The organism is Massilia endophytica, assembly GCF_021165955.1.
Classification (GTDB): Bacteria; Pseudomonadota; Gammaproteobacteria; order Burkholderiales; family Burkholderiaceae_D; genus Rugamonas; species Rugamonas endophytica.
The window spans coordinates 3,475,988-3,490,925 of sequence record NZ_CP088952.1; the positions used below are offsets into that span (position 1 = coordinate 3,475,988).

Sequence of the window (14,938 nt, forward strand, 5' to 3'; positions counted from 1 at the left end):
ATGGCAGGAGAAAAGAACAATAACCGGAACGCCTGGGCCGCGATCGCGGCGGCATTGCTGCTGAGCGCCTGCGCCACCACCGCCCCGCCCCCCGCTCCGCCTTCCGAGCCAGTTGCGCCCCCGCCGCCTTCGGAACCTGTGGTCACGGCCCGCCAGGCCGCCGCGCGCGAAACGCTGCGCACCATGGTGAACCTGCAGGACCGCCTGTACCGCGTCGCCGCCCCCATCCTGATCAACAACGCGGAACTGTGCCGCACCCAGGCGCGCAACCTGCTTGGCTTCACCGCCAAGAACCGCTGGTCCTACCCGGGCGAATACAACGACGCCTCGGCCGCCGTGCTGGGATATGACGACGTGCTGCAGGTCTCGGGCATCCTTCCCGGCAGCGGCGCGGCGCGTGCCGGCCTGCGCAAGGGTGACGACCTGGTGGCCGCCGACGGCAAGAACCTGCCTACGGGCCGCGATGCCGAATCCAAGGCCGCCGCCGTCTTCGGGCCGCTGGTCTCCAGCCGGGCGTCGCTGAGCATGACCATCGCCCGCAACGGCAATCGCCAGACCCTGAACGTCCCGGTGACGCGCGCTTGCGCCATCCGCGTGGACCTGGGCAACTCGGACAACATCAATTCCTATGCGGACGGCTCGCGCGTGCTGGTCACCCGCGGCATGATCAATTTCGCGCAGAGCGACGAGAACCTGGCCTACGTGCTGGCCAAGGACATCGCCCACAATGTGCTGGGCCACTCCGTCACGATGCGCAACAACGCGGCCATCGGCAGCATCATCGACAACCTGGCCAGCGTGAACCCGGACCTCAATATGCTGATCGGAACGGCGGGCATGAAAGCCTACCCGCTCGATATGGAGATCGCCGCCGACAACCTGGCGCTCTACATGCTGGCGCGCGCGGGCTACAGCATCGACAAGTACAAGAGCTTCTGGCAGCGCGTGTTCACCCAGTACCCGCCGACGGTGCTGAACGGCTACAGCGCGACCCACCCCAATGCGACGGGCCGCATGGCGCCCATCGACCGCAGCGTGGCCGAAATCAAGTCCAAGCAGAACGCGAAACGTCCGCTGACGCCGTAAAGCCATGAAAGCCCTGTGCGCGCTGCTGATGCTGCTGCCCATGCTGGCCCAGGCCGCGCCCTGGGCCAAGGCAGGCGGCGACAAGGGCAGCACGGTCTACATCGACCGCAGCACCATCCGCAAGACGGAGGAAGGGCGCAAGGCCTGGACCCTGCAGTCCTTCGACAAGGACCAGAGCGCGCCGGACGGCAAGCCTTACCGCTCCCTGCGCGCCCAGCACATCTACGACTGCGAAGCGCGCACCATCACCCTCAAGACCCAGCTGCTGTACGCCGGCCCTATGGCGCGCGGCGAGGCGCTCGGCACGTACAAATACGAGTCCTTCGACCCCGAGGAAGTGGGCGAAAAACACCCTTATGCGGGGGCCATGAAGGCGGTCTGCAAGCGCAAATAAGTCCGTGTATAGTTGATGCATGGACAGCATTGACCTCGAAGTACTCAAGACCAGCGCAGGCTGGATTGCCGCCGGACACCGCTGCGAACTCGTCACCGTCATCAAGACCTGGGGCTCCAGCCCCCGGCCGATTGGCGCCACCCTGGCCATCTGCGACGACGGCAGCGTGGTCGGCTCCGTGAGCGGCGGCTGCATCGAGGACGACCTCATCGACCGTGTGCGCAAGGAAGGCATCACGCGCAGCGCGCCCGAAGTGGTCAGCTACGGCATCACGGCCGATGAAGCCCACCGCTTCGGCCTGCCCTGCGGCGGCACCATCCAGCTCGCGATCGAGCCTTTAGGCCCGCACAGCCGCATCGGCGAACTGCTCGAACGGCTCGAACAGCACCAGCTGGTGGAACGCCGGCTCGACCTCAAGACGGGCGAAGCCAGCCTGAGTCCTGCCGGTCCCGGCGCCGTGCTCACACTGGGCGATGGGGTCCTGACCACACAGCACGGCCCCCGCTGGCGCCTGCTCATCATCGGCGCGGGCCAGCTCTCCCGCTTCCTGGCGCAGATTGCGACGGCCATGGACTACCACGTTACCGTCTGCGACCCGCGGGAAGAATACCGCGCAGGCTGGGCCCTGCCGGAAGTGCAGCTCGTGCACGCCATGCCGGACGACCTCGTCCTCAGCATGCAGCTCGACAGCCGCAGTGCCGTGGTGGCGCTGACGCACGACCCCAAGCTGGACGACCTGGCCCTGATGGAAGCCTTGAAATCCGGCGCATTCTATGTGGGCGCCATCGGCTCCCGGGTCAACAACGCCAAGCGGCGCGAGCGCCTGCTGCAGTTCGACCTGACGCCCGAGCAGCTGGCGCGCCTGCACGGCCCAATCGGCCTCTACATCGGCAGCAAGACCCCGGCGGAGATCGCCATCTCCATCCTGGCCGAGATGACGGCGGTCAAGAACGGCGTCCCCTCCGCGCTCCAGGTCAACCACGCGGCGGCCCTCTCCCCCGCCACAACGGAGCTCTGCGCTAACTAAAGAATTCGATAGCAAGAATCGGCTATCCCCGATACCCTTTCCCCATCACAATGTCCACTTCTGGTGCCAGGGAAGAAATTTGGACACAAGCTCGGCTGTAGCACTTATTGCTGAGGCTGTGTCCAAATTTCTTCCCTGGCACCAGAGTTGGACACGGGCTGGACTGTAATGATTGGATGATGATGAGTACTGCGAATTTGCTGCGCCTTGTTTTGCTTGCCGCTATCTGGGGCGGGTCTTTCTTGTTCATGCGCATCGCGGCGCCGGTGCTGGGGCCCGCCGTGCTGATCGAGTACCGGCTGGTCTTCGCCGCCCTCTTCCTGGCCACTATCGGCTTCTTCATGCGCAAGCCGCTCCAGGTGCGCGAGCATTGGAAGCATTACCTGATCCTCGGTTTCTTCAATTCGGCCCTGCCTTTCCTGCTCTTTGCCTATGCGGCGAAGACGCTGTCCGCTTCCGTGCTGTCGGTGCTGAATGCCACCGCGCCCATCTGGGGCGCCGTCATCGGCGCCGTCTGGCAGCGGCAGATGGTGAGCGCGCGCGTGATGCTGGGACTGGTCCTCGGCACCGCCGGCGTGGCCCTGCTGGTGGGCTTCGATCATGTGAGCTCGCGCGAGGGCGCGGGCATCGCCATTGCCGCCGCCTTGTTCGCGGCCTTTAACTATGGCATCGCCAGCACCTACGCGAAGTCTGCCAAGTCCGTGGAGCCGTTCGCCAATGCCCACGGCAGCATGTGGGCGGCTGCCCTGCTCGTCACGCCGTCGCTTGCCGTCTTCCCGCAAACCGGGGAGGCGAGCATGGGCATCATGGCCGCTGCGCTTGCCTTGGGCGTGCTGTGCTCGGGCGTCGCTTATCTGCTGTATTACCGCCTGATCCGCGACGTTGGCCCCACTTCGGCGCTGACCGTCACCTTCCTGAATCCACTGTTCGGTATTCTCTGGGGCACGCTGTTCCTGCACGAGATCGTCGGCTGGTACACCGTGCTGGGCGCCGCCATCGTCATCACCGGGACCGCATTGGTGACGGGCTATAAGCCGAAGCTGCCCTGGGCGAGCAAGGCCGAGACCGCATGAAGCAGCAATTCACGCTCGACCTGCCTCCCGGCTACCGGGTGCAGGATGTGATGGCCTTCCACAGCCGCGACGCGGAAAGTGTCGCGGAAGAGGTATCCCCGGAGCGCCTGCGCAAGGGGATGCTGCTCGACGGCGTGCCCGTCGTGCTCACGGTGGAACTGGGCAAGGCTGCACTTTGCGAAGCGGAGGCCGATCTGCCGGGCAAGCGCAAGTTTCCGGACCAGCTGCTCGCCAAGGTGCACGAAGCGGCCCGCAATATCCTGGGCTTGCGCATCGACCCTGCCGATTTCAGCGCCTTTGCGAGGAACGACAAGCTGCTCGGCCCCCTTGTCCGTGCCCAGCCCGGCTTGCGCATCGTGCAGTCGGCTACCGTTTTCGAGGCGCTGACCTGGGCCATCATCGGGCAGCAGATCAATCTGCCGTTTGCCATTTCCCTGCGCCGCACCTTCATCCTGCAGGCCGGACGGCAGCACAGCAGCGGCCTCTGGTGCTATCCAGAGGCCGCAGATGTCGTCAAATTGACGGCAGAAGACCTCACAAGCCGGAAGTTCTCGACAGCGAAAGCGGAAACCCTGCTGCGCTTCGCCGGGCTTGTGGCGGGCGGCGAGCTCGATCTCGTCCCCAGCGCGGCCAATCCCATCGAGACCATCAGCGCCAATCTGCTGGCCGTCAAGGGCATCGGACCCTGGACGGTGAACTACGGCCTGCTGCGCGGCTACGGCTATGCGGACTGTTCTTTGCACGGCGACGTGGCCATCCGCGCCGCCCTCCAGCGCCTGCTGGGCGAGGAATCGAAGCCGGACATGGCGCGCACCGAACGCATCCTCCAGCAATACCAGCCTCACCGCACCATGGCCGCCGCCCATCTCTGGGCCAGCCTGGCCGCGACAGCGGGCTGAGCCGTTGCACTTCCTTGCGCCTTGGCGCAATATCGCGTCAGCAAACTATTGACCCTCACGTAACGTCAGGCTCCAAGCTTGCGTCACGCATGAAGAAAAGGAGCTGACGGATGCTGAAAATTGGTGAACTGGCAACGCGCGCGGGCCTCACGGTCCGCACCCTCCACCATTACGACAGTATCGGCCTGCTCCAGCCTTCGGCGCGCTCCGATTCCGGTTACCGGCTGTACTGCCATCAGGACGTCGTCCGCCTGCACCACATCCAGGCCCTGCGGCGTTTCGGGATGGCATTGACCGACATCGGGGCTTTCCTGGCCAATCCCGAGGCCTCGCCCCTGTCCATTGTGGTCCGGCAGATCGAAGCGCTGGACCGGCAGATCGAAGAAGCCGGCCGCGTCCGCGCCCAGCTGACACGCCTGCATGAACAGCTTTCCGAAGGCGAGGAACCGGCTTTGGCCGCGTGGCTGACGACTTTGGAGCTGATGACTATGTACGAAAAGTATTTTTCAAAAGAAGAACTGGAGCAGCTGCCGCTGTACCAGAACCCGGAAGCGGAATATGAATGGAAGCTTCTGGCCATGCAGGTAAAGCAGGCGATGGAAGGCGGCCTCACGCCAAAAGACGCCCATCACCTGGCCTTGCGCTGGATGGAAATGCTGGACCGGGATACCGGCGGCAATATCGAACTGATGAGCCGCCTGGACCGCATGCATATTTCCGAGCCCTCGGTTCAAAAGGAAACCGGCATCGGCCTGGATATGCGGTCCTATATCATGCGCGCCATCAGCGAAGTAAAACTCGGACTGTACGCCAAATATTTGCTGCCAGATGAGCTGGCACAAATGCGCAGGCATTTCGACAGCCGGGGACAGGAATGGCCGGGATTAATAGAACAGATCAAGGCCCAAATGCGGGCCGATCCTTCGCCGAATAACCCGGCGGCGCGCACCCTGTCCGCAAAATGGATGGCGCTGTTCCGGGACATGGTGGGAACCAACCCCGAAACGATCGGCCGATTCCGCACCGCAACCGAAAGCGAGCCCACCCTTCGCCTGGGCCGTGGCATGAATGACGAGATGATCGCTTTCCTGCGCGCGGCAGACGGACGCTGAGCCCGGAATATGCCAGCTTCTGACGCAAACGCGCCAGAAGCTGGCACGATCAGAAGCGAACTGGACAGCTCGACATGGTCGGCTGCCCGAAATAGGCCTGCCCGGAATCGGGCGTCGATTTGCTCTTGTCCGGATAAAACACGCAGTACTCGCCGAACGCGGTGGTGACCTTGTATATCTTGCGCGGGTCATCGGGGGCGCTGAACAGTTCGATACGCGCGCCCTCAAACCATTTCGGCTTGACCCCATCGCGCGCTTCGGCCAGCCCGCGCGCCAATTTGCGTTCGAAACTGTCGCGGTTTGGCACGTTTTTTTCCTTGGCAGATAATTCCTTGCCGATTAATCCGGCTTGCCGCACCAGCGCTTCCATATTCATTTGGGGCTCGGCCGGTTCGGCCGGCCTAGCCGGTTCAGAAATGGTGGCGCTTTTCTCCGGCTCCACAGGAGAAGCAGCAATGGTTTTATCAGGAGCGCGCCGGGAAATTGGCGCAGGGGAAACCGGCCGCTTTTCCGGCTTCGGAGCAGGAGATTTAAGCCACACAATCTGGGAACGCAGAGATTCGAGCTGGGATAAGGGCGTGGGCGCCACGCCGCGCAGGGCAAACACCAGCACAAGAAGATGCAGGACCAGCGCGGCCAGCAAGCCGCCGGAGCGGCTCAGCATACAAAAAAACCGTCCCGGCGCGAGCCTGGAACGGTTCTTTGATGAATTCTGGTTGCGGGGACAGGATTTGAACCTGTGACCTTCGGGTTATGAGCCCGACGAGCTGCCAGACTGCTCCACCCCGCGTCTGATACGAGTATTATACGCGCTCCAGCCAATTTAGACAATCTTAATGCCGCTTTTCCGGTCGATAGACCGGCTTTATTTTGACGCAGCTCGCCACCGTGCTCGGGGCAGGCGGTGTAAAGTAAAGCATTAGACAAGTTTTCGTCCCTTTTCCTATGAAATTCTGCTCCGAATGCGCCCATCCGGTCGAACTGGCCATCCCTGCCGGGGACAACCGTCCGCGCTACGTGTGCGCCAACTGCTCGACCATCCACTACCAGAATCCGAAGATGGTCATCGGTTCCATCCCGGTCTGGGAGCGCGAGGGCGAACTGCAGGTGCTGCTCTGCCGCCGCGCCATCGAGCCCCGCTACGGCTTCTGGACCCTGCCCGCGGGTTTCATGGAAAACAACGAAACCACCGCCGACGCGGCGGCCCGCGAAACCCAGGAGGAAGCCGGAGCCAACATCGAACTTGGCAAACTGTTCACCTTGCTTAACGTTTCACATGTGCATCAGGTGCACATGTTTTATTTGGCAACACTGCGCGACCTGGATTTTTCCCCGGGCGAGGAAAGCCTGGACGTAAAAATGTTCAGGGAAGCCGAAATACCCTGGGACGAGCTGGCCTTCCCCACCATCCGCAAGACCCTGGAACTGTTCTTCGCCGACCGCCGCAAGGTGCGCGAAGGGGGCAGCTACGGCTTCCACGAGCATGACATCACCCGTCCCATGCGTCCGATCACCGACTCATGATCCCCTGGCTCGACGCCCACACCCCCTTTCCCGACGTTTCCGAAGCGCTGACCACCGAGGCGCCCGGACTGCTGGCGGCCGGGGGCGACCTCTCCCCGCAGCGCCTGCTGGCCGCTTACCAGCGCGGCATCTTCCCCTGGTTTTCGGAGGGCCAGCCCATCCTGTGGTGGAGCACGGACCCGCGCATGGTGCTGATGACCGAGCGCTTCAAGATTTCGGACAGCCTGAAGAAAACCCTGAAGAAGGTGGATAAAAGCAGCCGCAGCGACGGCCGCTGGCAGGTGCGCTTCGACAGCGCCTTCGAGCAGGTGATGCGCGCCTGCGCCGCGCCCCGCAAGGACGGCCCCGGCACCTGGATTTCGGAAGACATCGTGCAGGGCTACACCGGCCTGCACAAGCTCGGTTTCGCCCACTCCTCCGAAGTCTGGCTGGATGGCGAACTGGTGGGAGGCGCCTACGGCGTGTCCATCGGCCGCATGTTTTACGGCGAGTCCATGTTTGCGAAGGTGACGGACGCCTCCAAGGTCGCCCTCGCCTACCTCGTGCACTTCCTGAAGCTGAACGGGGTAAGGATGATCGATTGCCAACAGGAGACCGGCCACCTGGCCTCGCTGGGCGCCTCGCCCATCCCGCGCAACGACTTCCTCGCCCTCCTGAAGCAGGCCATCGACCAGCCGCGCATCCGGCACTGGGAGCCCGTGCCCCCCTTTGCGTCAACGTTCTGAGCGATACCACACACAGAAGCGGGCGGGAACGCGTTATGATATGGCCATACGGCTTCGTACCGGACGGGATTGCATGACGCAGCTAAACGACCTTCCTTTTGCGACGCTGCAGTTCTACACGACTGCACCGTACCCCTGCAGCTACCTGGATGCGCGCCAGGCGCGCTCGCAGGTGGCGACGCCCTCGCACCTGATCAATGCCGACGTCTATTCCGAGCTGGTGAAGAACGGCTTCCGCCGCAGCGGCATCTTCACTTACCGGCCCTATTGCGACGGCTGCCAGGCCTGCATTCCCGTGCGCGTGGTGGCCGAGGGCTTCCAGCCTTCGCGCGGCCAGCGCCGCGCCTGGGCGCGCCACAGCAGCCTGAAGACGGGTGTCGCCAGCCTTTCCTTCTCGGACGAGCACTACGCCCTCTACCTGCGCTACCAGAGCACACGCCACGCGGGCGGCGGCATGGACCAGGACAGCCGCGACCAGTACGCCCAGTTCCTGCTGCAAAGCCGGGTCAACACGCGCCTGGTGGAATTCCGCGAACCGGACGGCACGCTGCGCATGGTCAGCATCATCGACATGCTGAGCGACGGCCTGTCCTCGGTCTACACCTTCTTCGATCCGGACGTGCCGGGCGCCTCCTTCGGCACCTACAACATCATGTGGCAGATCGCCCAGGCCCGCGAACTGGGCCTGCCCTATGTCTATCTCGGCTACTGGATCGAGGACAGCCAGAAGATGAACTACAAGATCAACTTCCAGCCGCTGGAAGCCCGCCGCAAGGGGGTATGGAGCGTCATGCCAAGGTAAAATGGCGGCAATTCATCTGCTGATTGCCCCATGTCCGACAAATTCCTGTATTCCCTCGCGCGTCCCCTGCTGTTCTCGGTGGACGCCGAAGCCGCGCACCATTTCACCCTCCCTGCCCTGAAGCGCCTGTCCGCATTGGGCCTCACGCGCGCCATCGTGCAGCCGCCGAAACCCGACCCGCGCACGGTCATGGGCCTGCTGTTCAAGAATCCCGTCGGCCTGGCCGCAGGCCTGGACAAGGACGGCGCCTTCATCGACGCGCTGGCCGACCTGGGCTTCGGCTCCATCGAAGTGGGCACCGTCACGCCGCGCGCCCAGCCGGGCAACCCCAAGCCGCGCATGTTCCGCCTGCCCGCCGCGCATGCCATCATCAACCGCATGGGCTTCAACAACGGCGGCGTGGACGCCTTCGTGGCCAACGTGCAGTCGTCGCGCTTCTACCAGCGCAAGGAAGGTGTGCTGGGGCTGAACATCGGCAAGAATGCGGATACCCCCATCGAGCGCGCCGCGGAAGACTACCTGCACTGCCTGGAGAAGGTTTATCCCTACGCCAGCTACGTCACGGTCAACATCTCCTCGCCGAACACGAAGAACCTGCGCCAGCTGCAGGGCGGTTCGGAGCTGGATGGCCTGCTCGCGCAGCTCAAGGACGCGCAGCAGCGCCTCGCCGACCGGCACAAGCGCTACGTGCCGCTGGCCCTGAAGATCGCACCGGACATGGATGGCGACCAGGTGAAGAACATCGCCGATGCGCTGATCCGCCACAAGATCGACGGCGTCATCGCCACCAACACCACCCTGAGCCGCACGGCCGTGGAAGGCATGCAGCATGGCGCCGAAGCGGGCGGCCTCTCCGGCGCTCCCGTGTTCGAATTCTCGAACCAGGTGATCCGCCTGCTGAAGGCGGAACTGGGCGACGCCCTGCCCATCATCGGGGTCGGCGGCATCATGAAAGGCGCGGACGCGAAGGCCAAGATCGACGCGGGCGCGCAGCTCGTGCAGCTGTACAGCGGCCTGATTTACGCGGGCCCCGCGCTGGTGCGCGACTGCGCCGACGCGCTGCGCCGCTGAGGAGCGCCCGCATGGAGAAGACAAGGCTCGGCCGCACAGATCTTGAAGTCAGCAAGATCTGCCTGGGCACCATGACCTTCGGCGAGCAGAACACCGAAGCGGACGCGCACAGCCAGCTCGATTATGCGCTGGAGCGCGGCATCAACTTCATCGACACGGCGGAGCTCTATCCCGTGCCGCCGCGCGCCGCTACGCAGGGTTCCACGGAACGCTTCATCGGCTCCTGGCTGAAGAAGAGCGGCCGCCGTGCGGACGTGGTCATCGCCACCAAGGCCGCGGGGCCGAACTCCAACATGCACTGGATACGGGGCGGAAAACAGAACTTCGACGAGCAGAACCTGCGTACTGCCGTGGAAGCCAGCCTGAAACGCCTGCAGACGGATTACATCGACCTGTACCAGCTGCACTGGCCCAGCCGCAATGTGCCCATCTTCGGCGCCAGCGCCTTCGATCCCGCAAAGGAGCGCCGCGCGGTGGCCATCGAGGACACCCTGGCCGCGCTGGGCAAGCTGGTGGACGAAGGGAAGCTCCGCCACATCGGCGTGTCGAACGAAACCTGCTGGGGCGTGGCGGAATTCATCAAGCAGGCCGAGATGAAGGGCCTGCCGCGCATCGCCACCATCCAGAACCTGTACAACCTGAGTGCGCGGCATTTCGAAACCAGCCTGCTGGACGAAACCTGCTACCGGGAGGGCGTGAGCCTGCTCGCCTACAGCCCGCTCGCCTTCGGCCAGCTGAGCGCGAAGTATCACGACAACCTGAAGGCGCACGGCCGCCTCACCATCTTCCCGCCCACCTGGAGCCCGCGCTACCTGCGGCCCGGGGTATGGAAGGTTGTGGGCCAATATGCGGAACTGGCACGCGCCAACGGCCTTACGCCCGCGCAGCTCGCGCTGGCCTGGTGCTATTCGCGCTGGTTTGTCGGCTCCACCATCATCGGCGCCACCACGCTCGAACAGCTCAAGGCCAACATCGATGCCTGGTCAGTGAAGCTCACGCCGGAACTGGCCGCGGCGGTCGATGCCATCCACGCTGAAACACCCAATCCGGGCCAGTAGGCCTCAGCGCCGGCGCCACAGGCGTGGCAGCAGCGCAGGCACATCCCTCCGGTAGGCGCGGTAGCTCTCGCCGAGCGCCGCCTCCAGGTCATGCTCCTCCAGCCTGAGGGTGGCCAGCACGCTGTAGGCCGTGAGCACGGCGGCCATCAGCGCATGGCCCACGCTCATGTGCGGCGCTGACCATAGCGCAACGATCAGCCCTGTCTGGATCGGATGCCGCACGTAGCGGTAAGGCCCCTTCAGCGCAAACGGCGGCTCCGCCGTTCGCAGGCCGAAGAAGTGCAGCGCGTCGATGCTGAAGATGGCCCACGCCACCAGCAGCAGGCTTGCGCCGTACAGCGCTAGGAAAACACCGACCGCAGCGGGCGTGGAAAAATGCCAGACAACGCCCGGCATCGGCGTCCACAGCACCAGCAGCGCGCCGAGCTGCAATGCGCTGACGGCGATATACACCGGCCTGCTCCACGCAGCATTTGCGCCATACAGCCTGCGCTTGACGGCAGGCCGCGCCAGCGCGCTGTGCACAATGCCGAAGAAAGCGAGCAGCAGCAGATTGAATACAATGCCGCCCTCTATCGGCGGCATGCCGGTATCGATACCCTTCGGTATCCAGTTCTGCAGAAAGGCCGCAAACGCAGCCAGCACGGCCAGTACAGCAAGGCTGGACGCCACGGCAAACAGTCTCAATCCCATTTCGCCCCCCTACAGATATTTCGCCCACATCTCGTTCGAGAATTTGCCGCCCGGGTCGACACGCGCCTTGAGGGCGCGCAGCTGTACCGCTTCCGGGTAGGCCTTGCCGAACTGCTCGCGGGTGGCGTGCGGCTGGTATGGCAGGTAGTAGCGGCCGCCGAAGCTCAAGGCCGTATCGATCAGTTCCCGAGTCCACGCTCCCACCGTCCGCAAGGCCGCCTGAGTGCTGCGCTGCTTGAAGTAGACAACGAAGGAGAACACTTCTTCCTTCGCCCAAGGCAGCAGCGCCAGCGTATCCGCATCCGAATGGCGCACCGATACGTTCAGCACCTCCGCATCGTGCTTGCGGATGATCGCGGCCATCTTGCGGGTGAAAGCGGCGAAGTGCCGCACCGGCACGAAATACTCCTGCAGCGCATAGGTCGACATGGCCCTGGTACGCGGCTCCAGCTCCGCCACATCCAGGCTTGCCTCGTGGTTGCGCCACTTGACCGCAGGCTGGGACATGAGCAGGGGATGCAGGACCTTGCTGCGCAACAGGCTGCCGCCCGGCAGTTCCGTCACAACGAAGATCACGTTCTGGTTCATCGCATAGGTCTGCCCCCGCTGCACCAGCCGGGCCTTTTCCGTCAGCGGCTTGCCGGATTCGCGCCACGACACGGCCACCGGCGCATCGAAGAATGGCGGCAGCAGGTCGGCGTTGTGCAGCACGCAGCCGTGCGCCTGCTTCACCTCACGCTCGAAGTAGTCCGGGTAGCGCTCCAGCTTCACTTCCTTGACGCTGCGCTCGATTCGCGTGTTGGCGGCCAGGTCCAGCTCCACCTCGGTAATGAGGCCAACGGCGCCATAGCCCCCGATGGCGGCGCGGAACAGGTCGAAGTTCTCGTCGCGGCTCGCCTGCACGATGCTGCCGTCCGCCAGCACCAGCTGCAGGGCGCGCACGGAATTGCCGACGGGGCCATTGCCCACATAGCGTCCATGCGCATTGACCGAAACTGCGCCGCCGACCGTGAAGTTGGCATAGCTCTGCATCGTCTTCACGGCGAGGCCCACGGGATCCAGCACGTCCTGCAGGTCGCGCCAGCGCATGCCCGCTTGCACACGGGCGACACGGTTCGCGGCATCAATGCTGACCAGGTGGTTCATGCCGCGCATGTCCAGATGCAGCCCGCCGCGGACTGCGACCTGCCCGCCCATGCTGTAGCGGCCGCCACCAATCGCAACCCTGCCCTGCCACTCCCTGATGGCGCGTGCGGCTTCCTGCGTCGACGCGGGCGCCACCGCCTTCGCGACTTCGACCGTGTACAGGCCGGTCACATTGGGAATGGAGATGGCGGCCGCGGAGAGCGCGGGCAGCGGAGTCAGCGTCAGCAGGCCTGCGCCTGCCATCGCCTGGAAGAGAAAGGTGCGGCGTGATGGCGACATGCGGGCGACTTTAACATTGCATTGCCGCTTCGGCAATGCAATGAAAGCGCCTTACGCCGCCTCAGTGCCGATCAGGGCGTGCTCGATGGCGTTGCGCGTGAGCTCGGGTGCGAACTGCTGGATGAATTCATAGGCATAGGTGCGCAGATAGGCGCCACGGCGCACGGCGAGGCGCGTCGTGTTCACCGCGAACAGGTGCGAGGCCTCGATGGCGCGCAGGCCCTTGTCGCGGCCATGGTCGAAAGCCATGGAAGCGACGATGCCGACGCCGAGGCCGAGGGCCACGTATTGCTTGATCACGTCGGAGTCCATGGCCGTCAGCACAATGTCCGGCCTCACGTTGGCGCGGTCGAAGGCGGCGTCGATATGGCCCCGGCCCGTGAAGCCCACGTCATAGGTAATCAAGGGGAACTCGGCCAAGTCTTCCAGCTTCACCGGTGAGCGGGCAAGCAGGGGATGCCCGTCCGGCACCACGATAAGGTGGCTCCAGCGGTAGCAGGGGAAGGAAACCAGATCGGGGAACTGCGACAGGCCTTCGGTGGCGATGCCGATATCCGCCTTGCCGGACAAAACCCACTCGGCGATATGCTCCGGCGCGCTCTGCTGCAGGGCGATGCGCACGTCCGGGAAAGCGGCGCGGAATGCCTGCACAGCCTTGGGCAGCGCATAGCGCGCCTGCGTGTGCGTGGCCGCGATGGTCAGCGTGCCGCTGCTCTGGCCCTTGTATTCCAGGCTGGCCTGCTGCAGGTTCTCGGCCTCCACCAGCAGCCGGTCGATGATCTTCAGTATCCCCTTGCCCGGTTCCGTCAGGCCGGTCAGACGCTTGCCGTTGCGCTCGAAAATGACGACGCCCAGTTCGTCCTCCAGCTCGCGGATCTGGCGGCTCACGCCAGGCTGCGAGGTGAAGAGCGCGTTGGCGACTTCGGTAAGGTTGTAGTTGCGCCGCGCCGCCTCTCGGATGGACCGCAGCTGCTGGAAGTTCATATCGAAGCTCCTTCGTCCACGAACACGTGCATGCGCTTGGGCCGCACCACCAGGGTCTCGCCCTCCTTCAGCTCCAGGTTGCGGAAGCGGTCATTCGAAATGGTCGCCTCGATCAGCTCCGCATTGTCGGCGCGCTCCAGGTCCAGCTGGGCCAGCGGGCCGATGGCGTGGGCGCGGCGCAATTTGACCACAATGCCTTCGGCGCCTGCCGCATAGCGGTCGATCTCAAGATCGTGCGGGCGTACATAGGCGATACCCTTGCCTTCGCGGGTCGATTCCGGCACGTCCAGCTGGATGCCGTCGGTGGCCAGCACGCCGCCATGCACGCGGCCATGGAATACGTTCACGTTGCCGAGGAAGCCGTAGACGAAAGGCGATGCGGGATGGTTGTACACCTCGTCCGGCGCGCCCAGCTGCTCGACGCGGCCTTTGTTCATCAGCACCACCTGGTCGGCCACTTCCAGCGCCTCTTCCTGGTCGTGGGTCACGAAGATGGAGGTAACATGCAGGTCGTCGTGCAGGCGGCGCAGCCAGCGGCGCAGCTCCTTGCGCACCTTGGCGTCCAGCGCGCCGAAGGGCTCGTCCAGCAGCAGCACGCGCGGTTCCACGGCCAGGGCGCGGGCCAGGGCGATACGCTGGCGCTGACCGCCGGAGAGCTGCGGCGGGTAGCGGTCGGCCAGCCAGTCCAGCTGCACCAGTTCCAGCAGGTCCTTCACCTTGCGGCGGATCTGGTCTTCCGAGGGACGCTCGCTGCGCGGCTTCACGCGCAGGCCGAAGGCCACGTTCTCGAACACGGTCATGTGCTTGAACAGCGCATAGTGCTGGAAGACGAAGCCCACCTGGCGCTCGCGCACGTGGCGGTCGGATGCATCCTGGCCATCCAGCAGCACCTGGCCCGAGTCCGGATGTTCCAGGCCGGCGATGCAGCGCAGCAGCGTGGTTTTGCCGCAGCCGGAGGGGCCGAGCAGCGCGGTCAGCTCGCCCTGCGGGAAGTCCAGCGAGACGTCGTTCAGGGCGACGAAGTCGCCGAAACGCTTGTTGATGTTCTTGACTGCGATCGTCATA

At 64.4% G+C, this 14,938-nt stretch carries 16 protein-coding genes and 1 tRNA gene; 11 read left to right on the forward strand and 6 right to left on the reverse strand.

What is annotated here, in order from left to right:
- From LSQ66_RS15920 to LSQ66_RS15945, 6 genes are all read left to right on the forward strand, one after another.
- Positions 1-1,086 (forward strand): M48 family metallopeptidase, encoded by a 1,086-nt coding sequence (locus LSQ66_RS15920; RefSeq protein WP_231766174.1) that lies wholly within the window; start codon positions 1-3, stop codon positions 1,084-1,086.
- A gap of 4 nt (positions 1,087-1,090) precedes the next feature.
- Positions 1,091-1,480 (forward strand): surface-adhesin E family protein, encoded by a 390-nt coding sequence (locus tag LSQ66_RS15925; RefSeq protein WP_231766175.1) that lies wholly within the window; start codon positions 1,091-1,093, stop codon positions 1,478-1,480.
- A gap of 19 nt (positions 1,481-1,499) precedes the next feature.
- Positions 1,500-2,507: an XdhC family protein gene (locus LSQ66_RS15930; RefSeq protein ID WP_231766176.1), complete on the forward strand. Its 1,008-nt coding sequence runs from the start codon at positions 1,500-1,502 to the stop codon at positions 2,505-2,507.
- Positions 2,508-2,689: 182 nt separating this feature from the next.
- Positions 2,690-3,580, forward strand: coding sequence for a DMT family transporter (locus LSQ66_RS15935; protein ID WP_231770131.1), 891 nt, complete (start codon positions 2,690-2,692; stop codon positions 3,578-3,580).
- Complete coding sequence (locus LSQ66_RS15940; RefSeq protein WP_231766177.1) at positions 3,577-4,479, forward strand: DNA-3-methyladenine glycosylase family protein; 903 nt, start codon at positions 3,577-3,579, stop codon at positions 4,477-4,479. Before LSQ66_RS15935 ends, LSQ66_RS15940 begins: the two co-directional genes overlap by 4 nt.
- Positions 4,480-4,589: 110 nt before the next feature.
- A complete protein-coding gene (locus LSQ66_RS15945; RefSeq protein ID WP_231766178.1) occupies positions 4,590-5,591 on the forward strand; it encodes a MerR family transcriptional regulator in 1,002 nt (333 codons plus the stop codon).
- A 49-nt stretch (positions 5,592-5,640) separates the two neighbouring features.
- On the opposite strand, the gene LSQ66_RS15950 is transcribed toward LSQ66_RS15945, so the two are convergent.
- The gene (locus tag LSQ66_RS15950; protein ID WP_231766179.1) at positions 5,641-6,255 is read right to left on the reverse strand and encodes a hypothetical protein; all 615 of its coding nucleotides are present in this window, start codon (positions 6,253-6,255) and stop codon (positions 5,641-5,643) included.
- Between the two features lie 49 nt (positions 6,256-6,304).
- Positions 6,305-6,381, reverse strand: a tRNA-Met gene (locus tag LSQ66_RS15955).
- Positions 6,382-6,536: 155 nt separating this feature from the next.
- Between LSQ66_RS15955 and LSQ66_RS15960 the strand changes: the two genes are divergently transcribed.
- From LSQ66_RS15960 to LSQ66_RS15980, 5 genes are all read left to right on the forward strand, one after another.
- Entirely contained in the window at positions 6,537-7,115 is a 579-nt protein-coding gene (locus LSQ66_RS15960; protein WP_231766180.1) for an NUDIX hydrolase, read from the forward strand.
- A complete protein-coding gene (gene aat, locus LSQ66_RS15965) occupies positions 7,112-7,840 on the forward strand; it encodes a leucyl/phenylalanyl-tRNA--protein transferase (protein ID WP_231766181.1) in 729 nt (242 codons plus the stop codon). The genes LSQ66_RS15960 and aat overlap by 4 nt, the downstream gene beginning before the upstream one ends.
- A gap of 73 nt (positions 7,841-7,913) precedes the next feature.
- Positions 7,914-8,642 carry an arginyltransferase gene (locus LSQ66_RS15970; RefSeq protein ID WP_231766182.1) on the forward strand — a complete coding sequence of 243 codons (729 nt, stop codon included), beginning with the start codon at positions 7,914-7,916 and terminating at the stop codon, positions 8,640-8,642.
- Between the two features lie 30 nt (positions 8,643-8,672).
- The gene (locus tag LSQ66_RS15975; protein ID WP_231766183.1) at positions 8,673-9,713 is read left to right on the forward strand and encodes a quinone-dependent dihydroorotate dehydrogenase; all 1,041 of its coding nucleotides are present in this window, start codon (positions 8,673-8,675) and stop codon (positions 9,711-9,713) included.
- Between the two features lie 11 nt (positions 9,714-9,724).
- Positions 9,725-10,771, forward strand: coding sequence for an aldo/keto reductase (locus LSQ66_RS15980; RefSeq protein WP_231766184.1), 1,047 nt, complete (start codon positions 9,725-9,727; stop codon positions 10,769-10,771).
- 3 nt (positions 10,772-10,774) lie between these two features.
- Here the strand turns inward: LSQ66_RS15980 and LSQ66_RS15985 are convergent, their stop codons facing one another.
- The 4 genes from LSQ66_RS15985 to LSQ66_RS16000 are packed head-to-tail and all read right to left on the reverse strand — an operon-like array spanning position 10,775 to position 14,937.
- Entirely contained in the window at positions 10,775-11,464 is a 690-nt protein-coding gene (locus LSQ66_RS15985) for a methyltransferase family protein (protein ID WP_231766185.1), read from the reverse strand.
- Positions 11,465-11,473: 9 nt separating this feature from the next.
- The gene (locus LSQ66_RS15990) at positions 11,474-12,889 is read right to left on the reverse strand and encodes an FAD-binding oxidoreductase (protein ID WP_231766186.1); all 1,416 of its coding nucleotides are present in this window, start codon (positions 12,887-12,889) and stop codon (positions 11,474-11,476) included.
- A 51-nt stretch (positions 12,890-12,940) separates the two neighbouring features.
- Positions 12,941-13,873, reverse strand: a complete 933-nt coding sequence (locus LSQ66_RS15995; protein ID WP_231766187.1) for a CysB family HTH-type transcriptional regulator — start codon at positions 13,871-13,873, stop codon at positions 12,941-12,943.
- The gene (locus tag LSQ66_RS16000) at positions 13,870-14,937 is read right to left on the reverse strand and encodes a sulfate/molybdate ABC transporter ATP-binding protein (protein ID WP_231766188.1); all 1,068 of its coding nucleotides are present in this window, start codon (positions 14,935-14,937) and stop codon (positions 13,870-13,872) included. Before LSQ66_RS16000 ends, LSQ66_RS15995 begins: the two co-directional genes overlap by 4 nt.
- Position 14,938 lies beyond the last annotated feature (1 nt).